Origin of the sequence: Streptomyces sp. LX-29, from assembly GCF_029541745.1 — a bacterium.
Taxonomy (GTDB): Bacteria; Actinomycetota; Actinomycetes; order Streptomycetales; family Streptomycetaceae; genus Streptomyces.
In genome coordinates this window covers 5,063,487-5,088,216 of record NZ_CP089746.1, presented here as the reverse complement: position 1 = coordinate 5,088,216, position 24,730 = coordinate 5,063,487, and the positions used below count along the sequence as shown (strand labels likewise).

Sequence of the window (24,730 nt, the reverse complement as noted above, 5' to 3'; positions counted from 1 at the left end):
GGCGGCCGCCCACACGCGCTCCCGCGCGGGCGGCCACCGGGTCTCGTCAGCCCGCCCCGACCAGCGAGGCGAAGCGCCCCGGATCCACGTTTCCGCCGGAGATCACGACCCCCACCCGCTCGGGGACCGACGCGACCCGCCCCGCGAGGAGGGCGGCGAGGCCCGTGGCGCCGCTCGGCTCGACGACGATCTTCAGATGGGTGAAGGCGAAGGCCATGGCCTCGCGGATCTCGTCGTCGCTCACGAGCACCACCTCGTCCAGCAGCCGCCGGTTGATGGAGAAGGTCAGCTCGCCCGGGGTCTCCAGGGCCTGGCCGTCGGCGATGGTGTGCGGCACCGGAACGCGCACCCGGTGCCCAGCCTCCAGCGAGCGCTTGTAGTCGTCGCCCGCCTCCGGTTCCACACCGATCGTGCGGACGGCGGGGTCGATGCCCCGTACGGCGGTGGCGCAGCCCGCCATCAGGCCACCCCCGCCGACCGGGGCCACCAGTGCGTTCAGGGAGCCGACCTCCTCGAGCAGCTCCAGGCCCACCGTGCCCTGGCCGGCGATGATCTGCGGATGCTCGTACGGCGGGACCAGTGTGAGCCCGCGGTCCTCCGCCAGCTTGCGGCCGATCGCCTCCCGGTCGCCGGTGTAGCGGTCGTACGTCACCACCTCCGCGCCGTAGCCGAGGGTCGCGGCGCGCTTGGACTCCGGCGCGTCCTCGGGCATCAGGATCACGGCGGGGGCGCCGAGGAGCCGGGCGGCCAGGGCCACCGCCTGCGCGTGGTTACCGGATGAGTAGGCGGCGACGCCGCGCCGGAGCCGCTCCGCGGACAGCTGGGCGATCGTGTTGTAGGCGCCTCGGAACTTGAACGCCCCGACCCGCTGGAAGTTCTCACACTTGAGGAACACCTGCGCGCCGACCCGCCGGTTCAGCGTCCGGGACGTCAGCACCGGGGTGCGGTGCGCGACCCCCGCGATCCTGGCCGCGGCCGCGCGGACGTCGTCGAGCGTGACCGGCGCGGCGCGCTCCCCCGTGGCCGACCGGGCCCCCGACGGCGTGGCCGGCTGAATGGGCGTCATGCGGAACCGCCTTTCGCTGAAGTCCCTGGAGCGCGCCCCCTGTCCGCCGCGCGCTTCCGCGCGTCGGACAGGTACGCGTAGGCCGAGGCCCGTGAGATGCCCAGTCGGGCGGCCACCCGGGGCACCGCCCGGCGCACCGCGAAGACGCCCGTCGCGTCCAGCCGGGCGAACAGCTCCGCCCGCTCGGCCCGGTCCAGCTGGGCCCACTGCTTGCCGTGCGCGAGCTGGAGACCGTCCACCGCGGCGTCGACGACGTCGTCCACCTCGTTGCTGAAAGTGGTCGTCGGCACCACGGCGGCGACCCCCGTGGCCCGCTGCCCCGCCGCGCCGGGAACCACGCCCACCAGGTCGCCGACCAGCTCGTGGACCTGGGTCAGCGCGGTGATGTCGAGGTTGACGCAGAAGGCCCCGAAGGCCGTGCCGTCGCTGGTGCGCAGCACGACCGTGGAGGACTTCAGCATCCGGCCGGCCGGGGTCCTGGTGACGTAGTTGAGCCGGTCGGGGGCCGCGTCGCCCTGCCGCAGCAGGTCCATCCCGATGGCGCTCATGGAGCCGCCGACAGCGCGCCCCGTGAGGTCGCCCGCGATGACGACCACCGAGTTCTCCGGCGTGCGGAAGTCGTGCACCACGACCTCGCAGGACCGGCCGAAGGTGGCGGCGAGCCCCTCCGCGACCGGTCGCAGCGCCGCGATGACGGCGTCCGCCTCCGCGTTCACTGATGCTCCCACGGTGCTCACTGGATCAACTGTACAGAGATCAGACGGTCCGTCCAAGAGTCCGGCCGAACCGGGTGACCGGGGACCGGAAAAGGCGCGAGGCGCGGCGGTGACCCAAAAGGGCCACCGCCGCGCCTCCTGTCAGCGCGCCTCCTCACTCGGCGCGCCGCGCTGTCAGCGCACCGCGCGGGGCGTCACGCCTCCCGCGCGGCGGCGATCTGCCGCGACATGATCGTGGTCAGCTCGTACGCCGTGTGGGACGCGGCGACGGAGGTGATCTCGGCGTGGTCGTACGCCGGGGCGACCTCGACCACGTCGGCCGAGACCAGGTTGCAGGAGGACAGGCCGCGCAGGATCTCCAGCAGCTCGCGGGAGGTCAGACCGCCCGCCTCCGGGGTGCCGGTGCCGGGCGCGTGCGCCGGGTCGAGCACGTCGATGTCGATGGAGATGTACAGCGGCCGGTCGCCGATGCGCTGCCGCAGCTGGTCGGCCACCTCGTCCACGCCGCGCCGCATCACGTCGGCCGAGGTGACGATGCCGAAGCCCATCTTCTCGTCGTCGTCCAGGTCCTGCTTGCCGTAGAGCGGGCCGCGGGTGCCGACGTGGGAGAGCGCGGAGGTGTCGAGGATGCCCTCCTCGACCGCGCGCCGGAACGGGGTGCCGTGGGTGTACTCGGCGCCGAAGTAGGTGTCCCAGGTGTCCAGGTGCGCGTCGAAGTGCAGCAGCGCGACCGGACCGTGCTTACGGGCCACGGAACGCAGGATCGGCAGCGCGATGGTGTGGTCGCCGCCCAGCGTCATCAGTCGGGCACCGGACGACAGCAGCTCGTCGGTGGCGCCCTCGATGGTCTCCACGGCCTCGTTGATGTTGAACGGGTTCGCGGCGATGTCACCGGCGTCGGCGACCTGCGCCAGCGCGAAGGGGGACGCGTCCTGGGCCGGGTTGTAGGGGCGCAGCAGGCGCGACGCCTCACGGATGGCGTTGCCGCCGAAGCGGGCGCCGGGCCGGTAGGAGACGCCGGTGTCGAACGGCACGCCGACCACGGCGACGTCGGCGGTGCCGCCGACCTCGTCGATGCGCGGCAGCCGGGCGAAGGTCGCGGGCCCCGCGTAGCGCGGAATGCGAGAGGAGTCGACCGGGCCGACGGGGCCGGGCTGGCGAGCGGTGGTGGACATGCGACTACTGCCTCTCGGCGGTGGGGTTTCGGGGGCTGTGATTCGAGAGTAGGCAGCGCCGCGGATTCCGCACATGTACGTTCCCGAGGGCCAAGCCCGGCTATTTGGACACCACGTCCATGTGCAAGCTCCAAGGAGGACAATAGGCGGCATGCCGCTGCCTTCTTCCGGGGGACGACCCCCGTACCCCCGAATAGCCAGCTCCGTGCCCAGCCGCGCCGAACTGATCGACCACCTGGTGGCCACCCGCGTCGCCGGCAACGTCGCCACTCCGCGCGGCAACAACCTGTCCCACTACCGCAGCCTCGCCAACGGCGACCGCCACTACTGGCTGGGTCTGGAGCTGGGCGACCGCTGGACGGACGAGCAGGACGTCCTCGCGGTCATGGCGGAGCGGTGCGGGGTGATCGACGACCCGGAGCACCGGGTGGGCCAGGACACCATCGACCCGGAGCTGACCGTCGGCGCCCTGGACCGGATGGCGGCGGTGCTGCGCAAGGCGGCCGAGGCGGGCGAGCGGGTGCTGTTCGCCACCGGTCACCCGGGCGGACTGCTGGACGTGCACCGCGCGACCGCCGCCGCGCTGCGGGCCGCGGGCTGCGAGATCATGGAGATCCCCGGCGGGCTCCAGGCCGACGAGGGGTTCGTCTTCCAGTTCGCCGACGTCGCGGTGCTGGAGCGGGGCGCGACGCTGTGGCACACCCACTCCCCCGCACCCATGGCGGCGATCCTGGACGGGCTGGCGCGCGAGGGGCGGCCGCTGCCGGACCTGGTGGTGGCCGACCACGGTTGGGCGGGGTGCGCGGGGCAGCGCGGCATCGACGCGGTCGGGTACGCGGACTGCAACGACCCGGCGCTGTTCATCGGCGAGGCGGAGGGCACCCTGGCCGTGGTGGTCCCGCTCGACGACCACGTCGTCAACCCGCGCTTCTACGACCCGATGACCGCCTATCTGCTGGACGCCGCGGGCCTCTCCCCGGCCTACTGACACCTACTGACGCCTACGGACCGAGGGCCGCGCCAGCGCCCCGCGGGGCGGGCACCGGCCCATGCGATCTCCGGTGCCCGAGCGCGACCGCGCGCCGGCACCACCCGCTGCCCCACGGCGCGCCCCGCCATCCCACCGCGGCGCAGGGCGCGGCCGCCCCATGGCTCCGGCCGGCCACCCGGCGGTCCCGCTCTCCAGCCCTACGGCCTCGGGGCGGGTCCGGCCGCCAGACCACCGCGCCGCCAGACCACCGGGCCGCGGTCCACCGTGGCGCCGGGCCCGCCGAGCTGCCAGATCACCGCGCCGCAGGCCACCGCGGCGCCCGGCCGCCGGGTCATCCCGCCGCCAGTCCACCGGGCCGCCGGGCCACCGGGCCACCGGGCCACCACGCCGCCGGACCCCGGTTCAGTCCCGCCCGCGCGGGACCCGCACCAGCCCCTCTTGGATCACCGACACGGCGAGCTGGCCGTCCGCGGTGAAGATGCGGCCCTTGGCCAGTCCCCGCCCGCCCGCCGTGGTCGGGCTCTCCTGGTCGTAGAGGAGCCACTCGTCCGCGCGGAAGGGGCGGTGGAACCACATGGCGTGGTCCAGGCTGGCGCCGACCACGTCGCCGACGGCCCAGCCGCCGCGACCGTGCGCGAGCAGCACCGAGTCCAGCAGGGTCATGTCCGAGACATAGGTGGCCAGACAGATGTGCAGCAGTGGACGGTCCTGTTCGCCGTCCAGTTTGCCGTTGGTGCGGAACCACACCTGCGACCTCGGCTCGCGCGGTTCGCCGATGGTGCCGTACGGCGGGGCGTCCACGTAGCGCACGTCGACGGCGGCCCGCGCCTCCAGCATGCGCCGGCTGACCACCGGGTCGCCGAAGAGGTGCGCGTACCGCGGCAGCAGTTCCTCGGCGGTGGGCAGCGTCAGCGGGTCCGGGGCGGCCGGCATCGGCTCCTGGTGCTCCAGCCCCTCCTCGGCGCGCTGGAAGGAGGCCGAGAGGTGGAAGATCGCCTTGCCGTGCTGCACGGCCACCACCCGGCGGGTGGTGAAGGAGTAGCCGTCGCGGATGCGGTCGACCGTGTAGACGATCGGCGCGCCGGGGTCGCCGGGGCGCAGGAAGTACGAGTGCAGCGAGTGCGGCGTGCGGTCCTCGGGGACGGTGCGGCCCGCGGCGACCAGCGCTTGGGCCGCGACCTGGCCGCCGAAGACCCGCTCCACCAGGGAGGGGCGGCTGGTGCCGCGGAAGATGTCCCGCTCGACCTGTTCCAGGTCGAGCAGGTCGAGCAGATCCTGGAGTGCTTCGTTCATCTGGGCGCTTCGTTCATCCGGAGTGCGTCGGAGTGCCTGGGGAGCGCCCGCGGCGTGCCCGTGGAGCGCGTCGGCTCCGGCGGGCGGGGCGGGCAGGTCAGGCGTGGTGGGTGGGACCGGTGCGTCGTTCGTCGGGCGTGGTGGGCCCGTCACAGGCCCATGGACTTGGCGATGATGGAGCGCATGACCTCGCTGGTTCCGCCGTAGATGCGGCTGACGCGGGTGTCCGCGTAGAGCCGGGCGATGGGGTACTCCATCATGTAGCCGTAGCCGCCGTGCAGTTGGAGGCACTTGTCGATGACGGCGGCGGCGCGTTCGGTGGTGAACAGCTTCGCCGAGGCGGCGTCGGCGGCGGTCAGCTCCCCGGCGTCGTGGGCGTCCAGCGCCCGGTCGACGACCGCCTGCATCGCGTCCACCTCGGCCTTGCAGTCGGCCAGCACGAACTTGGTGTTCTGGAAGGACGCCACGGGCTGCCCGAAGACGGTGCGGTCGCGCACGTACTCCTTGGCGAACTCCACGGCCGCGGCGGCCTGGGCGTACGCGCCGAAGGCGATGCCGAGCCGCTCCTGCGGCAGGTTGTGGGTGAGGTACTCGAACGCCCGGCCCTCCTCGCCCAGCAGGTCCTCGACCGGCACCCGCACGTCGGTGAAGGACAGTTCGGCGGTGTCGGAGGTGTGCAGGCCCAGCTTCTCCAGCTTGCGGCCGACGGCGTACCCCTCGCTGGTGGTGTCGACGACCAGGATGGAGATGCCGCCGCGCCGGTCCTCGGGGGTGGGAGGGGCGGTGCGGGCGCAGACCAGGACGCGGTCGGCGTGGACGCCGCCGGTGATGAAGGTCTTGGCGCCGTTGAGGACGTAGTGGCGGCCGTCCGCGGAGAGCTTGGCGGTGGTGCGCATGCCCGCCAGGTCGGAGCCGGTGCCGGGCTCGGTCATGGCGATCGCCGTCATCATGTCGCCGGAGACGAACGGCGGCAGCCAGCGCCGCTTCTGCTCCTCGGTGGCGTAGGCGAGCAGGTACGGCAGGCAGAGCGCGGTGTGCACCCCGCTGCCGCCGAAGGTCACGCCGGCCCGCGCGACCTCCTCGGCGATCACCGCGTGGAACTTGAAGCTGGTCTGGCCTGCGCCGCCGTACTCCTCGGGCACCTCGATGCCGAAGACGCCCAGCTCACCCAGCTTCTTGTAGAAGTCGCGGGGCACCTGGCCGGCCTCCCGCCACTGGTCGTACCGGGGCACGACCTCGGCGGCGATGAACTCACGTATGGTCTCGCGGAACGCCTCGTGGTCCTCGTTGAACACCGTCCGACGCATCAACAGCCTCCTCGGCTGGAACAGCCTCCCCGGCTGGGCCGGCCCCAGCACGCCTCTAAGCGCTTGCTCAGTTACGCCACCGAAAGTTACCGGGCGGTCAGTAGCGCTGTCCAGATCCGTCCGCCCCGGGCCCGACGCCCGCCGCGGCCGCGAAGGCGCCCAGCGCCAGCCGGTGCAGCAGGTCCGCGGTGGCGCCGCGACCGGGGAGGGCGCCGGGGCGCCCCAGGTGCGGTGTGGAGTTGAGCAGCCCGAAGACGGCGTGCACGGCGGCGCGCGCCTCGGCCTCGGCCAGCGCCGGATAGACCTGGCGCACGACCTCGACCCACAGCTCGACGTACTGCCGCTGGAGCTGGCGCACCAGCTTGCGGTCACTGTCCCGCAGCCGGTCCAGCTCGCGGTCGTGCAGCGTGATCAGCGGGCGGTCGTCCAGCGCGAAGTCGATGTGCCCCTCGATCAGCGAGTCCAGCACGGCCGCCGGACCGTCGCCGGCGGCCGTCGCCTCCGCGGCGCGCCGCTTGCCGCCGGTCAGCAGCCGGCCGCTGATCCCGACCAGCAGCTCGGCGAGCATCGCGTCCTTGCCCGCGAAGTGGCGGTAGAGACCGGGGCCGCTGATGCCCACCGCCGCACCTATCTCGTCCACACCCACGCCGTGGAAACCGCGCTCGGCGAAGAGCCGGGCCGCCTCCCTGAGGATCTGCTCGCGTCGGGTCGGGGCGGGGGCATGCGTGCTCATGAAATTGATTCTAGACAGCGGCGTTAGTGGTCGTTAACCTGATGGCAACAGGTTAACGCTCATTAACAGATCGCTCAGTACCAGATCGCTCATCGACGGACCGTTCCCCGGCGGATCGCTCAGGGACGGGTCGCTCGACGACAGAGCGCTCAACGACGGATCGACCGGACCGGGGTCGGCGCCCACCAGGCGCGGCGCCGGGCGGCGGATCGGCAGGATCGAGCAAGGGGGCTCGTACCCATGGAGCAGGCACCGGTGCTCAGGAGCGGCGCCGACCCGGCGTCCGACGCCTGGCGGGCCAACGAGGCCGCGCACCGCGAGCTGGTGGACCGGCTGCGCGAGAAGCTCGCGGCGGCCGGACTCGGCGGCGGCGAGAAGGCCCGGGCGCGGCACACCGCGCGCGGCAAGCTGCTGCCGCGCGACCGGGTGGACGCGCTGCTGGACCCGGGCTCGCCCTTCCTGGAGCTCGCCCCGCTGGCGGCGGACGGGATGTACGGGGGCGCGGCCCCGGCCGCCGGCGTCATCGCGGGCATCGGCCGGGTCTCCGGCCGCGAGGCGGTCATCGTCGCCAACGACGCCACGGTCAAGGGCGGCACGTACTACCCGATGACGGTCAAGAAGCACCTCCGGGCGCAGGAGATCGCCCTGGAGAACCGGCTCCCCTGCCTCTACCTCGTCGACTCCGGCGGCGCCTTCCTCCCCATGCAGGACGAGGTGTTCCCCGACCGCGAGCACTTCGGGCGGATCTTCTACAACCAGGCCCGGATGTCGGGGGCCGGCATCCCGCAGATCGCCGCCGTCCTCGGCTCCTGCACCGCGGGCGGCGCCTACGTCCCGGCGATGAGCGACGAGGCGGTGATCGTGCGGGACCAGGGCACGATCTTCCTCGGCGGTCCGCCGCTGGTGAAGGCCGCCACCGGCGAGGTGGTCACCGCCGAGGAGCTGGGCGGCGGCGAGGTGCACTCCAGGGTCTCCGGCGTCACCGACCACCTCGCCGAGGACGACGCGCACGCGCTGCGGATCGTGCGCACCATCGTCTCCACCCTCGGCGAGCGCTCCCCGCTGCCGTGGACGGTGCGGACGGTGGAGGAGCCCAAGGTCGACCCCGCGGGGCTGTACGGGGCGGTGCCCACCGACTCGCGCACCCCCTACGACGTCCGCGAGGTCATCGCCCGGATCGTCGACGGCTCCCGCTTCGCCGAGTTCAAGGCCGAGTTCGGCACGACGCTGGTGACCGGCTTCGCCCACATCCACGGCCACCCGGTCGGCATCGTCGCCAACAACGGCATCCTGTTCTCCGAGTCCGCCCAGAAGGGCGCCCACTTCATCGAGCTGTGCGACCAGCGCGGCATCCCGCTGCTCTTCCTCCAGAACATCTCCGGCTTCATGGTCGGCCGGGACTACGAGGCGGGCGGCATCGCCAAGCACGGCGCCAAGATGGTCACCGCGGTGGCCTGCACCCGGGTCCCCAAGCTGACCGTCGTCATCGGCGGCTCCTACGGCGCGGGCAACTACTCCATGTGCGGCCGGGCCTACAGCCCCCGCTTCCTGTGGATGTGGCCCAACGCGAAGATCTCGGTGATGGGCGGCGAACAGGCCGCCTCCGTGCTCGCCACCGTCAAGCGCGACCAGTTGGAGGCGCGCGGCGAGGAGTGGAGCGCCGAGGAGGAGGACACCTTCAAGGCGCCGATCCGCGAGCAGTACGAGACCCAGGGAAACGCGTACTACGCGACGGCTCGGCTGTGGGACGACGGGGTCATCGACCCGATGGAGACGCGCCAGGTGCTGGGCCTGGCCCTCACCGCCTGCGGAAACGCGCCGCTTCCGCGGCAGGACGACACGGCGCCCGGCTTCGGCGTCTTCCGGATGTGATGAGGGAGATGCGGACGATGGTGCAGACAGGCTCGGCCGCGCGCGACGACGCGGCGGCGCGGACGGACTCCGCGGACCTCCAGGGAGGGGCTTCCATGAAGGCGGCGGCGCTGGAGAGCGTCCTGGTGGCCAACCGGGGCGAGATCGCGGTCCGCGTGATCCGCACCCTGCGGGAGCTGGGCATCCGCTCGGTCGCCGTCTTCAGCGACGCCGACGCGGACGCCCGGCATGTGCGGGAGGCGGACACCGCCGTCCGCATCGGCCCCGCGCCCGCCGCGGAGAGCTACCTCTCCGTCGAGCGGCTGCTGGAGGCGGCGCGGCGCACCGGGGCGCAGGCCGTCCACCCGGGCTACGGCTTCCTCGCCGAGAACGCGGCCTTCGCGCGGGCCTGCGCGGATGCCGGACTCGCCTTCATCGGGCCGCCGGCCGGCGCGATCGAGCTGATGGGCGACAAGATCCGGGCCAAGGAGACCGTGCGGGCCGCCGGGGTCCCGGTGGTGCCCGGCTCCTCGGGCAGCGGGCTGACCGACGCCCAGTTGGCGGAGGCCGCCCGCGAGATCGGCATGCCGGTGCTGCTGAAGCCCTCGGCGGGCGGCGGCGGCAAGGGCATGCGGCTGGTGCGCGAGGAGGCGCTGCTCGCGGACGAGATCGCCGCCGCCCGGCGCGAGGCGCGCGGCTCCTTCGGCGACGACACCCTGCTGGTGGAGCGCTGGATCGACCGCCCGCGCCACATCGAGATCCAGGTCCTCGCCGACGGCCACGGGAACGTGGTGCACCTCGGCGAGCGCGAGTGCTCCCTCCAGCGCCGCCACCAGAAGATCATCGAGGAGGCGCCCAGCCCCCTGCTGGACGAGGCCACCCGCGCGGCGATGGGCGAGGCCGCGGCCCAGGCGGCCCGCTCCTGCGGCTACACCGGCGCGGGCACGGTGGAGTTCATCGTGCCGGGCAACGACCCGTCGGCCTACTACTTCATGGAGATGAACACCCGCCTCCAGGTCGAGCACCCGGTCACCGAGCTCATCACCGGCCTGGACCTGGTGGAGTGGCAGGTGCGCGTGGCCGCCGGCGAGCGGCTGCCCTTCGCCCAGGGAGACATCACCCTGACCGGCCACGCCGTGGAGGCGCGGATCTGCGCCGAGACCGCGAGGGCATCCGGTGACCGGGTGGACTTCCTGCCCTCCGCCGGCACCGTGCGCGTGCTGCGCGACCCCGAGGGCGAGGGCGTGCGCGTCGACTCGGGCCTGACCGCCGGCACCGAGGTCGGCACGTTGTACGACCCGATGCTGGCCAAGGTGATCGCCCACGGCCCGGACCGGGCCACCGCGCTGCGCCGGCTGCGGGCCGCCCTCGGGCACACCACCGTGCTCGGACTCGACACCAACACCGGGTTTCTGCGCCGGCTGCTCGCCCACCCGGCCGTCGTCTCCGGCGACCTCGACACCGGCCTGGTCGACCGGGACGCCGCCACCCTGGTGCCGCACGCCATCCCCGACGAGGTCTACGCGACCGCGGCCCTGCTCCGCCAGGCGGCCCTGGAGCGCGGCGCCTCCGTGGGCTCCCCCGGCGAGGGGTCGGGCGGCGGCCGCGTCGACGCGCCGGGCGCCGGCGGCTCCGGCTGGGTGGACCCGTTCTCCACGGCCACCGGCTGGCGGCTGGGCGGCACCCCCGCCTGGACCCTCCACCACCTGCGCGTCCCCGGTCATGAGCCGGTGACCGTCCGGGTGCGCGGCTCGGTCCGGGACGCGGAGCTCCTCGTCGACCGGCCGGGCCCGGCGCACGAGGGAGCCACCCCGTCCCCGGAGGCGGTCGTCCCACCCGTCCGCGCCCGCCTCGTCGGCGGCACCACCGCCATGGACCGCGTCACCATGGAGTGGGCGGGGCTCACCCACACCTTCACCGCCGCGCCCGGCCCGGAGGGACGCTGGCTGGGGCGGGACGGCGACGCCTGGCACGTCCAGGACCACGACCCCGTGGAGGCCGCGCTGCGCGGCGGCTCCGCGGCCGCCCACGCGGGCGCGCTGACCGCGCCGATGCCGGGCACGGTCACGGTGGTGAAGGCCGCCGTGGGCGACGAGGTCACCGCCGGTCAGGGCCTGCTGGTCGTGGAGGCGATGAAGATGGAGCACGTCATCTCCGCGCCGCACGACGGCGTCGTCACCGAGCTCGACGTGACGGCGGGCAGCACGGTCGCCATGGACCAGGTGCTGGCCGTGGTCACCCCGCACGACACCCAGGACACCGCCCCGGCGAGCGAGGAGCGTGCGTGATGGCCCTGCCCCCAGGACTGCCCATGGCCGTGCCCGCCGCCGAGCTGCCCGCCCGGGTGCGCATCCACGAGGTGGGTCCGCGCGACGGCCTGCAGAACGAGAAGGCGATCGTCCCGGTCGAGGTGAAGGCCGAGTTCATCCGGCGGCTCGCCGACGCCGGGCTGACCACCGTCGAGGCGACCAGCTTCGTGCACCCCGAATGGGTGCCCCAGCTGGCCGACGCCGCGCGGCTGATCCCGCTGCTGGACGGGGTGGACGCCGAGCTTCCGGTGCTGGTGCCCAACCAGCGCGGCCTGGACCGCGCGGTGGAGCTGGGTGTCCGACGGATCGCGGTCTTCGGCAGCGCCACCGAGACCTTCGCCCGGCGGAACCTCAACCGCACGGTCGACGAGTCGCTGGCGATGTTCCAGCCGGTCGTCGCCCGCGCCCGCGAGGCGACGATGCATGTGCGCGGCTATCTGTCGATGTGCTTCGGCGACCCCTGGGAGGGGCCGGTCCCCGTCCCCCAGGTGGTCTCGGTCGCGGCCCGCCTGATGGAGCTGGGGTGCGACGAGCTGAGCCTGGGCGACACCATCGGCGTGGCCACCCCCGGCCACGTCCGGGAGCTGCTCGCCCGCCTCAACGAGGTCGGCGTGCCCACCGACCGGCTCGCCGTGCACTTCCACGACACCTACGGGCAGGCCCTCGCCAACACCCTCGCCGCGCTGGAGCACGGCGTGACAACCGTCGACGCCTCCGCCGGCGGTCTCGGCGGCTGCCCCTACGCCAAGAGCGCCACCGGCAACCTCGCCACCGAGGACCTGGTGTGGATGCTCCACGGCCTCGGCATCGAGACCGGGGTCGACCTCGGCCGACTCACCGCCACAAGCGTGTGGATGGCCGGGCATCTGGGCCGACCCAGCCCGTCCCGCACCGTACGCGCACTCTCCCAGAAGGAGAACTGAACCATGTCGCTCGACCACCGGCTCTCCGCCGAACACGAGGAGCTCCGCCGCACCGTGGAGGAGTTCGCGCGCGACGTCGTCGCCCCCAAGATCGGCGATCTCTACGAACGGCATGAGTTCCCCTACGAGATCGTCCGCGAGATGGGCCGCATGGGCCTGTTCGGCCTGCCGTTCCCCGAGGAGTACGGCGGCATGGGCGGCGACTACCTCGCCCTGGGCATCGCCCTGGAGGAGCTGGCGCGGGTCGACTCCTCGGTGGCCATCACCCTGGAGGCCGCCGTCTCGCTCGGCGCGATGCCGATCTTCCGCTTCGGCACCGAGGAGCAGAAGCGGGAGTGGCTGCCCCGGATGTGCTCCGGCGAGGTCCTCGGCGCCTTCGGGCTGACCGAGCCCGACTGCGGCTCGGACGCCGGCGGCACCCGCACCACGGCGGTGCGCGACGGCGACGAATGGGTGATCAACGGCACCAAGTGCTTCATCACCAACTCCGGCACCGACATCACCGGCCTGGTCACCGTCACCGCGGTCACCGGCCGCAAGGACGACGGCTCGCCGCTGATCTCGACCATCATCGTCCCCTCGGGCACCCCCGGCTTCACCGTGGCCGCCCCCTACTCCAAGGTCGGTTGGAACGCCTCGGACACCCGCGAGCTCTCCTTCGCCGACTGCCGGGTGCCGGTCGCCAATCTGCTCGGCGAGGAGGGCCGCGGGTACGCCCAGTTCCTGCGCATCCTCGACGAGGGCCGGGTGGCCATCGCCGCGCTCGCCACCGGCCTCGCCCAGGGCTGCGTCGACGAGTCGGTGGCCTACGCCAAGGAGCGCCACGCCTTCGGCCGCCCCATCGGAGCCAACCAGGCCATCCAGTTCAAGCTCGCCGACATGGAGATGCGCGCCCACACGGCCCGTCTCGCCTGGCGCGACGCCGCCTCCCGTCTGGTCAACGGCGAGCCCTTCAAGAAGGAGGCGGCCCTCGCCAAGCTCCACTCCTCCACGGTCGCCGTCGACAACGCACGTGAGGCCACGCAGATCCACGGCGGCTACGGCTTCATGAACGAGTACCCGGTGGCCCGGATGTGGCGTGACTCCAAGATCCTCGAGATCGGCGAGGGCACCAGCGAGGTCCAGCGCATGCTCATCGCCCGCGAACTGGGGCTGACCAGCTGACGCCTGGCGGCGGGAAGCCCGGGTTCATCCCGCCGCGACGGCCCCAGAGCAGACGGGGAAACGTCTTTCATCCCGCCGCGACGGCGAGAACCGAGGCGGCGGGGCCCGGCGGTGCCGAACCGAGCACAGCCGGCCGGGGGTGGCGCGGGCAGCACCCCACAGCCGACGCGCGCCACCCAGACCGCCGCCCGCGAGGGCCGAGGGCTCACTCAGAGGGCCACGGAACCTGCGGCGACCGGTAGAAATCGACGCCCATCGCGTCCCAGCGCGGCCCCTGGGCCGCCAGCCGGACCCGGTAGGAGGACCAGTCGTGCCGGGAGGGCGGGGACCAGCCCAGCTCGGCGATGCCCGGCAGCCGGGGGAAGGCGAGGTACTCGATGTGGTCGCTGGTGGAGATGGTCTCCGACCACAGGGGCGCCTCGACGCCGAGCACGGCGGAGGGCGGGACGTCCTGGAGGTAGCGCCCGGGATCCCAGTCGTAGGACTGGCGCACCTCGACGTATCCGGCCCAGTCCAGTCCGAGCGGGGTGTCCTTGGTGTACTTCATGTCGAGGTAGGCGCGGTTGGCCGGGGACAGAATGATCTTCGTCCCGGCGCGGGCCGCGTCCGCGACCTCCTTCTCCTTTCCGTCCAGGCCCCAGTACTGGGCCACGGCGCCCGGGGCCGGGCGGGCGCCGGTCAGCTGGTGCCAGCCGACCACCGTCTTGCCCCGCTCGGCCACCAGCGGCTGCACCCGGTCCATGAAGGTCACATAGTCCGCGTGGCTGGTGGAGTGCGCCTCGTCGCCGCCGATGTGCAGATAGGGGCCCGGGGTCAGCTCGGCGAGCTCGCGCAGCACGTCCCGCACGAAGCGGTAGGTGACCTCCTTGGGTACACACAGCGAGCTGAAGCCGACCTCGGTGCCGGTATAGAGGGGCGGCGCGACGCCGTCGCAGTTGAGCTCGGCATACGAGGCCAGGGCGGCGTTGGTGTGCCCGGGCATGTCGATCTCGGGCACGACGGTGAGGTGGCGGCTCGCCGCGTACCGGACGATCTCGCGGTAGTCGTCCTTCGTGTAGAAGCCGCCGGGCCCGCCGCCGACCTGGGTGGATCCGCCGTAGCTCGCCAACCGAGGCCAGGAGTCGACGGCGATCCGCCAACCCTGGTCGTCGGAGAGGTGCAGATGCAGCTTGTTGATCTTGTAGAGGGCGAGCTGGTCGATGTAGCGCTTGACCTGCTGGACGGTGAAGAAGTGCCGGGCCACGTCCAGCATGGCCCCGCGATAGGCGTAGCGGGGGCTGTCCGTGATCGTCACGCCGGGCACGAGCCAGGGGCCGGGCTGCGGCGTGCGCCGCTCCACGGCCGCGGGCAGCAGCTGCCGCAGCGTCTGCACCCCGTGGAAGAGCCCTGCGGGTTCGGGCGCGCTGATGGTGACCGCGCCGCCGCCGGTCTCCAGCCGGTAGCCCTCGGGGCCCACCCCGCGCACCTGGGCGATGCGCAGCCGTACGCCGGCGTCCCCGCTCCGCGTGGTGACCGGCAGCTCGAAGCCGGTGGCCGGGCGCAGCAGCTCGGCGAGGTAGTCGCCGACCCGCCGGGCGGCCGGGTCGCCGGCCGGCACCCCGATCCGGTCGCGCGAGCCGATGACGTACGGCTCGCCGCCGGTCCGCACCGTGGCGGGGGCGGGCACCACCCTGCTCAGCGGGTCCACGGCGGCCTCCTCCTTCCCCGGACCCTGACCGGCCCGTGCGGCGGCCGGGTCCACGGCGGCCGGGGCGCTCGGGGAGGCGCAGGCGCCGGCCGACGCCCCGATCACGGTGATCGCCAGCAGCAGGGCGCACAGCGCCCGGGAGCGTGGCCGGGTGGATCGGGCCGGACGGCGGGGCCGAAAGGGGGACGGGGTCGCTCTGTCGTGGTTGCGGGCGCTGCGTCGTCTCACGGGCGGTCCCTTCAACGAACTGCCTACGGGAAGAGCCTGCGGGTCTGGAGCGTGCGCGGAGCATGGCCGAGGGGAACGGCGTGCGAACGGGCGGGAAGCGCGGGGTGACCCGGCGCCCGTTCCCCCTGGGTGGAGCGAGGCCCGCGGCCGGTCGAGGTCCAGACCACCGCGCGGGCCACGCCTGCCAGAATTCCACCCATGGCGGAAATCATCCAGCGGGACGGGACCTGGGCGTTCGACGGCGAGAGCGTGCGCATCGTGCCCGGCCACGACAAGGGAGTGAACCTGGCGCGGCAGTCCCTGGGGGAGCTGGCGGTCCCGCTGGAGGCCCTCGCGGGCATCTCCTACGAGCCGGGCCGCAAGTCCGGCCGGCTGCGACTGCGGCTGCGGGACGGCTCCGACCCGCTGCTCCAGGCCACCGGCGGCAAGCTGCCGGACGCGGCCAATCCGTACCAGCTCACGGTGCAGCAGGACCGTTCCGGCGTCGCCGAGTACTTCGTCGACGAGGTGCGCAACGCGCTGCTGCTGGAGCAGGTCCCCGGTGGGCCCTGCGACCGCTATCTGCTGCCCGGCCCGTCGGTGCCGCTGTCGGCCTCGGCGGGCGACGGCACCGCCTCCTTCGACGGCGAGCGGATCCACCTGGAGTGGAACTGGAAGACCGAGGAGTCCAAGCGCTCGTCGGGGGCCCGGTCCTTCCCGGTCGCGGATGTGCACGCGGTGGAGTGGCTCCCGGCCGCCGGCCTGGAGGACGGCTATCTGCGGTTCGTCATGGGCCGGCACGCGGCCAAGATCCCACCGAAGTACGATCCGTACGCGATCGAGCTCTACGGCTTCCGCAAGGACATGCTGATGACGCTGGTCGCGGCCGCGGTCACGGCGCGGATGCCGCACCCGGCGGCGCCGCCCGAGCCGGCCGCGACGGCGCTTCCGTCCGGCGAAGGCGAGCGGGCCGGTGGCACGGAGGACCACGACGCGCTGCTGCGCCGACTGCGGGAGCTCGGTGAGCTGCGGCAGTCGGGCGTGCTGACCGAGGAGGAGTTCACGGCGGCCAAGCAGGCCGTACTCCGCCGCTTCTGACCGCCGGCCGAAGGCGGCTCGGGGGCGGCCGCGGCTCGCCGGCCCTCCCCACCGCTCACCGCACCGCCGGTCTCTGCCCATTCCGGCCCGGAGCGGCCGATTCCCACGCACCTCTGCACAATCCCTGCCCGAAATCGGGCAGGATTCTTGCGAAACTCTGCGCAACCACGCAGTATCGACGGGTGCTCGAACGCCCGACGTCCAACCACGACGACCTCGTCGACCACCTGGTCCGCACCACGCCGCTCCAGCGCGGCGAGGCCGCCCGGGTGGTACTGGACGTGCTGGCGTACTTCGACGAGACCACCGAGGAGTTCGTGCGCCGCCGCCACCGCGAGTTGCAGTCCGGAGGGCTGAACAACGCGGAGATCTTCGAGCGGATCGCGCACGAGCTGCCACGGCGGGCGGTGGCGCCACCCGAGCTGTCCCTGCGACAGCTGCGCCGCATCGTCTACGGCTGACCACCGTCCGAGCGGCCGACCACCGAGGGCGACCCGCCCCGGCCGGCGGCTCGGACCACCACGGAACAGACGGCCCGGAGCACCGGGCACACGGGTCGAGCACTCGTCTCAACCAACCGGAGGGGAATCTTTATGTGCGGAATTGTCGGATACATCGGTAGGCGCGATGTCGCACCGCTGCTCCTGGAGGGCCTGCAGCGCCTGGAGTACCGGGGCTACGACTCGGCCGGCATCGTGATCACCGGGAAGCCGTCCGGCAAGACCCCGGCCGCCCTGAAGATGGTCAAGGCCAAGGGTCGCGTCCGCGACCTGGAGGCGCGCGTCCCCAAGCGCTTCGCCGGCACCACCGGCATCGCCCACACCCGCTGGGCCACCCACGGCGCCCCCAGCGACGAGAACGCCCACCCGCACATGGACCCCGAGGGCAAGCTCGCCCTCGTCCACAACGGCATCATCGACAACGCCGACGAGCTGCGCGCCAAGCTGGTCGCCGAGGGCGTGGAGTTCGCCTCCGAGACCGACACCGAGGTGCTCACCCACCTCATCGCGCGCTCCGAGGCGGAGACCCTGGAGGAGCGGGTCCGCCAGGCGCTGCACCTGATCGAGGGCACCTACGGCATCGCCGTGCTGCACTCCGACTTCGCCGACCGCATCGTGGTCGCCCGCAACGGCTCCCCGGTGGTGCTGGGCATCGGCGAGAAGGAGATGTTCGTCGCCTCCGACGTCGCCGCGCTGGTCACCCACACCCGCCAGGTCGTCACCCTCGACGACGGCGAGATGGCCACCCTCAAGGCCGACGACTTCCGCACGTACACCACCGAGGGCACCCGCACCACCGCCTCGCCGACCACCGTGGAGTGGGAGGCCGAGTCGTACGACATGGGCGGCCACGACACGTACATGCACAAGGAGATCTCCGAGCAGCCGGACGCGGTCGACCGCGTGCTGCGCGGCCGCATCGACGACCGCTTCTCCACCGTCCGCCTGGGCGGCCTCAACCTCGACGCGCGCGAGGCGCGCGCGGTGCGCCGGGTGAAGATCCTCGGCTGCGGCACCTCGTACCACGCGGGCCTCATCGGCGCCCAGATGATCGAGGAGCTGGCCCGCATCCCCGCCGACGCCGAGCCGGCCTCGGAGTTCCGCTACCGCAACCCGGTCGTGGACCCCGACACCCTCTACGTCGCCGTCTCCCAGTCCGGCGAGACCTATGACGTGCTGGCCGCCGTGCAGGAGCTGAAGCGCAAGGGCGCGCGGGTGCTGGGCGTGGTCAACGTCGTCGGCTCGGCGATCGCCCGCGAGACCGACGGCGGCGTGTACGTCCACGCCGGCCCGGAGGTCTGCGTCGTCTCCACCAAGTGCTTCACCAACACGGTCGTCGCCTTCGGGCTGCTCGCCCTGCACCTGGGCCGCATCCGCGACCTGTCGGTCTCCGACGGCAAGCGCCTCATCGAGGGTCTGCGCAAGCTGCCGGAGCAGATCCGGGAGATCCTGGAGCTGGAGCCGGAGATCAAGAAGCTCGCCGAGGAGTACGCGAACGCAAAGTCGATGATGTTCATCGGCCGGGTGCGCGGCTACCCGGTGGCGCTGGAGGCGTCCCTGAAGCTGAAGGAGATCAGCTACATCCACGCCGAGGCGTACCCGGCCTCCGAGCTGAAGCACGGTCCGCTGGCGCTGATCGAGCCGGCCATGCCGACGGTCGCGATCGTCCCCAACGACGACCTGCTGGAGAAGAACCGCGCGGCGATGGAGGAGATCAAGGCCCGCAGCGGCCGGATACTCGCGGTCGCCCACCAGGAGCAGGAGAAGGCGGACCACACCATCGTGGTGCCCAAGAACGAGGTCGAGCTCGACCCGATCCTGATGGGCATTCCGCTCCAGATCCTCGCCTACCACACGGCGCTGGCCCTCGGCCGGGACATCGACAAGCCGCGCAACCTGGCGAAGTCCGTCACGGTGGAGTAGTCCACCCCTCCAGGGCTTGGACTCCGGATGTTCAGGCGGTTCCCCGCGTGTGCCACCACGCACGCGGGGAACCGCCTCCCCTTGGCCGACGTCGCCCTTCACGCCGGCGGCGCGCCACCACGCCGGGAACCGTCACCTCCCGGGCGGCGGCGCGTGCTTGACGCCTGGTCGGTGTGTACCCATCACAAACGCACAATCCACGCCTACGCGTGGGCAGATTGACGGGCCCGACCGTGGCGCGACCCGCACCATGTCGCCCGTCCCGCAAGGAAATTGACGCAACAACCGGCTTCCCGGCCGGCGCCCCGACGGCTACGCGCGAGGGCGCCCCGCGGCCTCACACGGCGGTTGCGGCCGCTTTGTCCGGCGGATGACGGACGGCGGACAGCGGACAGCGGACGAGGGCGATGGAATGCCGACCCCCGACGGCGGTTCCGCGGACGGCGCCTGACGAAGACGGTGCCTGACGAAGACGGCGCCTGATGAGGAACGGTGCCTGATGAGACGGCCGCGGAATGACGACGGCTAGGGGATGACGACGACCGGGCGCTGCGCGCGGCGGGCCAACCGCCCCGCCACGGAGCCGAAGATGCGTCCTACCAGGCCGTGCGTCGAGCCGACCACGATCGCGTCGGCCGCGTACTCCCGGCCGACCTCCTCCAGTTCGTGACAGATGTCGCCGCCCCGCTCGACCAGGATCCAGGGCACCTCGGAGAGGTGGTCCGCACAGGCCAGTTCGAGGCCGAGCACCTCGGTGCGATGGTCGGGGACGTCCACGAAGACCGGTGGCTCACAGCCCGCCCAGACCGTCGTCGGCAACCGGTTCGCCACATGGACAATGATCAGCCCGGAGCCGGAGCGCCGAGCCATGCCGATGGCGTAGGCGAGCGCTCGCTCGCTGGACATGGAACCGTCGAATCCGACCACGACGCCGTGCTGGAACGCCGGGTCGCAGGAATGACGTGATTCTTCCGCCGCTTCGGGGTGCGCCTCGTGGTGATCGGCGACCCGCTTGCGGTCCGCGGGATCGGAGAATTCGTGACCGGCCATCGGTGTCTCGGCGAAGGATGTCCTCGTGCGGAGGGATCGGCGGTGGGCTCTGGTTGGAGTTGTCGAGGGACTGGAGGCTCTGTCGGTTCGGGGCGTCGCTCGGGGCCGGACGGGCCGCCCCCGGGGCAGATAATCGAACGAACGAAATCCGTCCGGGATTCATCTTTCCAAGCCCATACCCCCAAGGGTACGGCGCCACTCCTCGCCTGCCCAGAGGCCGCCCCCGCGCGGGGGCGCCCCGAGGCGTTCCCCGGAGCATGCCGGAGGGCGGCTCGTAGCGCAATGCCCCAAGTGGTCCCCTGGGCGTACGCCACGCGGCCGTCGACACGTGACCAGGCGCCGGGCCGGGCGTTGTAGTAGCCGTGAACCGTTGCGTAGTACCTGCCTACTAGTCGCACTTCCGTGCCGCCCAGTTCCCGGCCGCGGCACATTCGTCGTCACCCGCCGCCATCCGCCGCCCGCGAGGAGCAGCCCATGTCCGGCAGCAGTCGCCAGGTCGTCGTCGAGCCCTCGGTCCGCGCCGCCGCGAAACCGGCGCCGGGCCGTACGGGCGCGGCACGAGGCGGGCGACGGGGGATCGGGGAGTGCGCCGCGCGGAGGTCGGGCGGGATGGCGCACGGCCGGGCGACGGCGGTCGGCGAGGGGGCCTTTGTGCTGCGCTGGACCGCCTTCAGCTGCGCGTTGGCCCCCGTGCTGCTCCTCGCCTGCGGAGCCTCGTTCGGTGGCGCGGCGGGGATCGCTACGGCGCTCGTGGCGACCGCCGCCGGATGCCGCGCGCTGCTGCGGCGCTCCGAGCGCGCCGCGGTGCCCCACGCCGCCCGGCGGGTCGCGGAGGGGCCGGCGCTCCACCTCGCGCGGCACGGGCGCGGGCGCATGACGGCGCGGTCCGACGCCCAGGTGAGGAGTGCGCGTACGCCGGTGGAATGAGTCCATCGCGCGCCTGCACCCGATTCTTTTCAGCCAACTTCACGCCGCACTTCTTTCCACGGCAAACGGCACGCCCAACCCCCTTCCGACCTGCAGGGAAAGGGGTATCGGCGGTTCGGGCCCCCTACGGGGAGTGGGCGTGGGCCATAGGCGCACTTCCCAGCGAGCCCTACGAGTGCAACGCTTCGTGATCGAATGCTTCGCGCCAAGTTGTCATGTCGACATAGTGTCGAGTGGTGAACTGGTCACGCCGAGCACACGCGACGCAGTAGATTCGATCTTGGCGATGACCGGCGGGGGAACCGTTCAGGACCGAGGGGAACAGTGCAGGACCGAGAGGACGCGACCACCGAGGGGGGCTTAGTTCCATGAGCCAGGACTCCACAACCGTACCGGAGACCTCGCGTAAGCTCTCCGGACGCCGCCGACGCGAAATCGTCGCGGTGCTGCTCTTCAGCGGCGGCCCTATATTCGAGAGCTCCATCCCGCTCTCCGTCTTCGGTATCGACCGGCAGGACGCCGGTGTCCCTCGATACCGATTGCTCGTGTGCGCGGGCGAAGATGTGCCATTGCGAACGACCGGCGGACTGGAACTGACCGCTCCGTATGGCCTGGAGGCACTCTCCAGGGCCGGCACCGTCGTCGTACCCGCATGGCGCTCCATCACCCAACCACCGCCCACCGCCGCGCTGGACGCGCTGCGCCGCGCCCATGAGGAGGGCGCCCGCATCGTCGGCCTGTGCACGGGGGCCTTCGTGTTGGCGGCGGCGGGTCTGCTCGACGGCAGGCCGGCCACCACTCACTGGATGTACGCGCCGACACTGGCCAAGCGTTACCCGTCCGTCCATGTGGACCCACGCGAGTTGTTCGTGGACGACGGCGACGTGCTGACCTCGGCGGGCACCGCCGCCGGGATCGATCTGTGCCTCCATGTCGTGCGCACCGACCACGGGGCCGACGCGGCCGGGGCCCTGGCCCGCCGCCTGGTCGTGCCGCCGCGGCGCAGCGGAGGTCAGGAGCGCTACCTCGACAGGTCTTTACCAGAAGAGATCGGCGCGGACCCGCTGGCCGAGGTCGTCGCCTGGGCACTCGAACATCTGCACGAACAGTTCGATGTCGAGGCGTTGGCCGCCCGCGCCTATATGAGCCGCCGGACCTTCGACCGCCGGTTCCGTTCGCTCACTGGGAGCGCTCCACTCCAGTGGTTGATCACCCAGCGGGTGCTCCAGGCCCAGCGACTCCTGGAGACCTCCGACTACTCCGTCGACGAGGTCGCCGGGCGTTGCGGGTTCCGGTCTCCGGTCGCGCTGCGCGGGCACTTCCGGCGGCAGCTGGGGTCCTCCCCGGCCGCCTACCGGGCCGCGTACCGCGCCCGCCGGCCCCAGGGCGGCGCCTCCGAGCGCTCCGAACGCCCCGAGCGTCCGGAGCGCGACCGCCTGGACCGGCTGGACCGGGCCGAGGCGGTCGAGCGCGGCGCCGAGCCGGCGGGAGCGCTGCGCAGGGCGGCGGCCTCGGTGGCGCACGCCGGGCACGGTGGGTCGCATAGCGGTCACGGCGGCCATGGCGCGGCGGTCCACGGCGGTCACGGCGGCTATTCTCCGCCGGGCCCGTCCGGGGCCGTGGGCGGCGGGGCACTGGGAAACCATGCGGGTCACCCGGGGCATGCGGGCCACGGCGGCCGTCTGCCCACCGGCCTGGCAGCCGGCGGCCTCGGCGGTGAGCCGGGCAAGCCGGAGTCGGACGAGTACGCTCCTCGCCTGCCCGAACAGGCCGGCGGGCGGCTTCCGGGCCGTCCGACCCTGCCGGGTCAGCGGGAACGCCCCGTAGGGTGAGACGTATGAACGATCGCATGGTGTGGATCGACTGCGAGATGACCGGACTCTCGCTGGCCGACGACGCGCTCATCGAGGTGGCCGCCCTGGTCACCGACTCCGAGCTGAACATTCTGGGCGACGGCGTGGACATCGTGATCCGCCCGCCGGCCAAGGCGCTGGCGACCATGCCGGAGGTGGTGCGCGAGATGCACACCGCCTCCGGGCTGCTCGCGGAGCTGGACGGCGGGACCACGCTGGAAGACGCCCAGCGCCAGGTCCTGGCCTACATCCGCGAGCACGTCCCGGAGGCCGGCAAGGCCCCGCTGTGCGGAAACTCCGTCGGCACCGACCGCGGCTTCCTCAGCCGCGACATGCCGGAGCTGGAGGTGTATCTGCACTACCGGATCGTCGACGTCTCCTCCATCAAGGAGCTCGCCCGGCGCTGGTACCCGCGGGCGTACTTCAACAGCCCGGAGAAGAACGGCAACCACCGGGCCCTCGCCGACATCCGCGAATCCATCGCCGAACTCCGCTACTACCGGGAGGCGGTCTTCGTGCCGCAGCCCGGCCCGGACTCCGAGACGGCCAAGGCCATCGCGGCCAAGCACGTGGTCTCCGCGCCGCAGCCGCAGCCGTAGTCCAGCGAGACGCCCGCGGGGTCCTTGAGAGGACCTCGCGGGCGTCTCGTGCGGCAGGAGTGACGTAGCTCGCTCCCGGCACACCCGAAACCCGGGAGCGAGCACACCTCCGGACCCTGTACACTTTTTCTCGGCCGGTAAGGAAAAGCGGAAAACCGCCGGTCATGGTGGGTATAGCTCAGCTGGTAGAGCACCTGGTTGTGGTCCAGGATGTCGCGGGTTCGAGTCCCGTTACTCACCCTGAGGGATCGAGGCCCGATGCGCGCAGGCGCATCGGGCCTCGGCCTTTTCCTGGCGGGACGAGATCTCGAGTCCCGGCCGCCCCCTCCGAGACCGGGGCGTCTGACGTGACCCACGCGCCTGACGTGCCCGACTGAGAGTGCCTGACCCGGAGCGGCTGGCTCGGAGCGGCTGGCTCGGAGACGCGGTGACACCGCGGGGTCGTCCCTGACGCGAGAGGCCGCCCGACCACGATCGCCCACGGAGCGTGGGGGCCGCCCGGGGATCGCCGCGGGAGCCACCACGGGAAGCCGCCCGGGGGGCAGGAGCCCCCGAGGGGGTGGTGCTAGCACCACCCCAAGAAGGCGGGCAGGCCGGTTGGGCAGGGGGCGACGGAGCGGCGAGAGTGGATCCATGACCGAGATGACCTCGCCGCACAGGGTGCCGTACGCCACCGCCTCCACCACCTCCACCGTCTCCATCGGCCCCCACGCCGGGCGGTTCGGGCGGTTCGGGCGGGAGCTGGGCTATCTGCTGACCGGACTGCCGCTGGGCATAGCCGCGTTCGTCGTGGCGGTGGCGGGGTTCTCGTTCGGGTTGGGCACGCTCGTGGTCTGGCTGGGGCTGCCGGTGCTGGTGGGGCTTTTGCGGGCGGCGCGGGGGTTCGCCCGGGTGGAGCGCCGGCGGGTGGAGAGCGCGACGGGGCGGGCGCTGCCGCCGCACCACTACCGGGAGCGGGGCGGCTCCGGCTTCGGCGGCCTGGTGCGGGCGCTGGGGGATCCGCAGTCATGGCGGGACCTGCTGCACATGGTCGTGGCGTTCCCGGCGCGGGTGGTGGGCTTCTGCCTCGCTCTGACGTGGACCGTGGGCACGGTCGGCGAGTTGCTGTACGTCACCTGGTCATGGGCGGTACCCCGGGACGGGGACGACCAGACGCTGCTGGACCTGATGTTCGGCGTGGACTCCCGAGTCGCCGACATCGCGTTCAACACCGGCATCGGGGTGCTGATGGCCGCCTCGGCGATACCGGTCATCCGCGCGCTGGTCGCGCTCCAATCCGGCCTGGCGCGTGGCCTGCTGACGAACCGGTACGCCGCGGAGCGCGCCCGCCGATAGCGGTCGCACCGCGTTGACTCGAA

General features: G+C 72.6%; 21 protein-coding genes and 1 tRNA gene. 13 read left to right on the top strand and 9 right to left on the bottom strand.

The genetic code is table 11. The features are described 5' to 3' along the window. Positions 1–46: 46 nt before the first annotated feature. The 3 genes from LRS74_RS21945 to speB form a co-directional block, all read right to left on the bottom strand. The gene (locus LRS74_RS21945) at positions 47–1,066 is read right to left on the bottom strand and encodes a threo-3-hydroxy-L-aspartate ammonia-lyase (RefSeq protein ID WP_277742602.1); all 1,020 of its coding nucleotides are present in this window, start codon (positions 1,064–1,066) and stop codon (positions 47–49) included. Next, on the bottom strand, positions 1,063–1,794 hold the full coding sequence (locus LRS74_RS21940; protein ID WP_277744872.1) for a helix-turn-helix transcriptional regulator: 732 nt from the start codon (positions 1,792–1,794) through the stop codon (positions 1,063–1,065). Before LRS74_RS21940 ends, LRS74_RS21945 begins: the two co-directional genes overlap by 4 nt. A gap of 182 nt (positions 1,795–1,976) precedes the next feature. Continuing rightward, complete coding sequence (speB, locus tag LRS74_RS21935) at positions 1,977–2,957, bottom strand: agmatinase (RefSeq protein ID WP_277742601.1); 981 nt, start codon at positions 2,955–2,957, stop codon at positions 1,977–1,979. Positions 2,958–3,108: 151 nt separating this feature from the next. On the opposite strand from speB, the gene LRS74_RS21930 reads away from it, so the two are divergent. Next, complete coding sequence (locus LRS74_RS21930) at positions 3,109–3,945, top strand: phosphatase (protein ID WP_277742600.1); 837 nt, start codon at positions 3,109–3,111, stop codon at positions 3,943–3,945. Positions 3,946–4,145: 200 nt separating this feature from the next. Here LRS74_RS21930 and LRS74_RS21925 read toward each other — a convergent pair whose 3' ends face one another. From LRS74_RS21925 to LRS74_RS21910, 4 genes are all read right to left on the bottom strand, one after another. Continuing rightward, positions 4,146–4,283 (bottom strand): hypothetical protein, encoded by a 138-nt coding sequence (locus tag LRS74_RS21925; protein ID WP_277742599.1) that lies wholly within the window; start codon positions 4,281–4,283, stop codon positions 4,146–4,148. A 67-nt stretch (positions 4,284–4,350) separates the two neighbouring features. Continuing rightward, positions 4,351–5,241, bottom strand: a complete 891-nt coding sequence (locus LRS74_RS21920) for an acyl-CoA thioesterase II (protein ID WP_277742598.1) — start codon at positions 5,239–5,241, stop codon at positions 4,351–4,353. 149 nt (positions 5,242–5,390) lie between these two features. After that, the gene (locus LRS74_RS21915) at positions 5,391–6,548 is read right to left on the bottom strand and encodes an acyl-CoA dehydrogenase family protein (protein ID WP_277742597.1); all 1,158 of its coding nucleotides are present in this window, start codon (positions 6,546–6,548) and stop codon (positions 5,391–5,393) included. Between the two features lie 97 nt (positions 6,549–6,645). Continuing rightward, positions 6,646–7,281, bottom strand: coding sequence for a TetR/AcrR family transcriptional regulator (locus LRS74_RS21910; RefSeq protein WP_277742596.1), 636 nt, complete (start codon positions 7,279–7,281; stop codon positions 6,646–6,648). A 240-nt stretch (positions 7,282–7,521) separates the two neighbouring features. Here LRS74_RS21910 and LRS74_RS21905 point away from each other — a divergent pair, with 240 nt between their 5' ends. From LRS74_RS21905 to LRS74_RS21890, 4 genes are all read left to right on the top strand, one after another. Next, positions 7,522–9,153 (top strand): carboxyl transferase domain-containing protein, encoded by a 1,632-nt coding sequence (locus LRS74_RS21905; RefSeq protein WP_277742595.1) that lies wholly within the window; start codon positions 7,522–7,524, stop codon positions 9,151–9,153. Positions 9,154–9,248: 95 nt separating this feature from the next. Beyond that, complete coding sequence (locus LRS74_RS21900) at positions 9,249–11,420, top strand: biotin carboxylase N-terminal domain-containing protein (protein WP_277744871.1); 2,172 nt, start codon at positions 9,249–9,251, stop codon at positions 11,418–11,420. Beyond that, positions 11,420–12,364, top strand: a complete 945-nt coding sequence (locus LRS74_RS21895; RefSeq protein ID WP_277742594.1) for a hydroxymethylglutaryl-CoA lyase — start codon at positions 11,420–11,422, stop codon at positions 12,362–12,364. The genes LRS74_RS21900 and LRS74_RS21895 overlap by 1 nt, the downstream gene beginning before the upstream one ends. Positions 12,365–12,367: 3 nt before the next feature. Next, positions 12,368–13,528 carry an acyl-CoA dehydrogenase family protein gene (locus LRS74_RS21890; RefSeq protein WP_277742593.1) on the top strand — a complete coding sequence of 387 codons (1,161 nt, stop codon included), beginning with the start codon at positions 12,368–12,370 and terminating at the stop codon, positions 13,526–13,528. 205 nt (positions 13,529–13,733) lie between these two features. Here LRS74_RS21890 and LRS74_RS21885 read toward each other — a convergent pair whose 3' ends face one another. Next, positions 13,734–15,320: a beta-N-acetylhexosaminidase gene (locus LRS74_RS21885; RefSeq protein ID WP_277744870.1), complete on the bottom strand. Its 1,587-nt coding sequence runs from the start codon at positions 15,318–15,320 to the stop codon at positions 13,734–13,736. A 321-nt stretch (positions 15,321–15,641) separates the two neighbouring features. Here LRS74_RS21885 and LRS74_RS21880 point away from each other — a divergent pair, with 321 nt between their 5' ends. From LRS74_RS21880 to glmS, 3 genes are all read left to right on the top strand, one after another. Continuing rightward, positions 15,642–16,520, top strand: coding sequence for a DUF4429 domain-containing protein (locus tag LRS74_RS21880; protein WP_277742592.1), 879 nt, complete (start codon positions 15,642–15,644; stop codon positions 16,518–16,520). Between the two features lie 182 nt (positions 16,521–16,702). Next, positions 16,703–16,981 (top strand): hypothetical protein, encoded by a 279-nt coding sequence (locus LRS74_RS21875; RefSeq protein ID WP_144383418.1) that lies wholly within the window; start codon positions 16,703–16,705, stop codon positions 16,979–16,981. Between the two features lie 132 nt (positions 16,982–17,113). Continuing rightward, positions 17,114–18,943, top strand: coding sequence for a glutamine--fructose-6-phosphate transaminase (isomerizing) (glmS, locus tag LRS74_RS21870; RefSeq protein ID WP_277742591.1), 1,830 nt, complete (start codon positions 17,114–17,116; stop codon positions 18,941–18,943). 525 nt (positions 18,944–19,468) lie between these two features. On the opposite strand, the gene LRS74_RS21865 is transcribed toward glmS, so the two are convergent. Beyond that, positions 19,469–19,993 (bottom strand): universal stress protein, encoded by a 525-nt coding sequence (locus LRS74_RS21865; protein WP_144383416.1) that lies wholly within the window; start codon positions 19,991–19,993, stop codon positions 19,469–19,471. Positions 19,994–20,467: 474 nt separating this feature from the next. Between LRS74_RS21865 and LRS74_RS21860 the strand changes: the two genes are divergently transcribed. The 5 genes from LRS74_RS21860 to LRS74_RS21840 all read left to right on the top strand — a co-directional run bounded on the left by LRS74_RS21860 (position 20,468) and on the right by LRS74_RS21840 (position 24,707). Then, on the top strand, positions 20,468–20,920 hold the full coding sequence (locus tag LRS74_RS21860) for a hypothetical protein (protein WP_277742590.1): 453 nt from the start codon (positions 20,468–20,470) through the stop codon (positions 20,918–20,920). Positions 20,921–21,288: 368 nt separating this feature from the next. Beyond that, positions 21,289–22,752: a helix-turn-helix domain-containing protein gene (locus LRS74_RS21855; RefSeq protein ID WP_277742589.1), complete on the top strand. Its 1,464-nt coding sequence runs from the start codon at positions 21,289–21,291 to the stop codon at positions 22,750–22,752. Positions 22,753–22,757: 5 nt separating this feature from the next. After that, on the top strand, positions 22,758–23,372 hold the full coding sequence (orn, locus tag LRS74_RS21850; RefSeq protein ID WP_277742588.1) for an oligoribonuclease: 615 nt from the start codon (positions 22,758–22,760) through the stop codon (positions 23,370–23,372). Positions 23,373–23,539: 167 nt separating this feature from the next. After that, positions 23,540–23,612, top strand: a tRNA-His gene (locus tag LRS74_RS21845). Positions 23,613–24,005: 393 nt separating this feature from the next. Continuing rightward, positions 24,006–24,707: a sensor domain-containing protein gene (locus LRS74_RS21840; RefSeq protein ID WP_277742587.1), complete on the top strand. Its 702-nt coding sequence runs from the start codon at positions 24,006–24,008 to the stop codon at positions 24,705–24,707. The last annotated feature ends 23 nt before the right edge of the window (positions 24,708–24,730 follow it).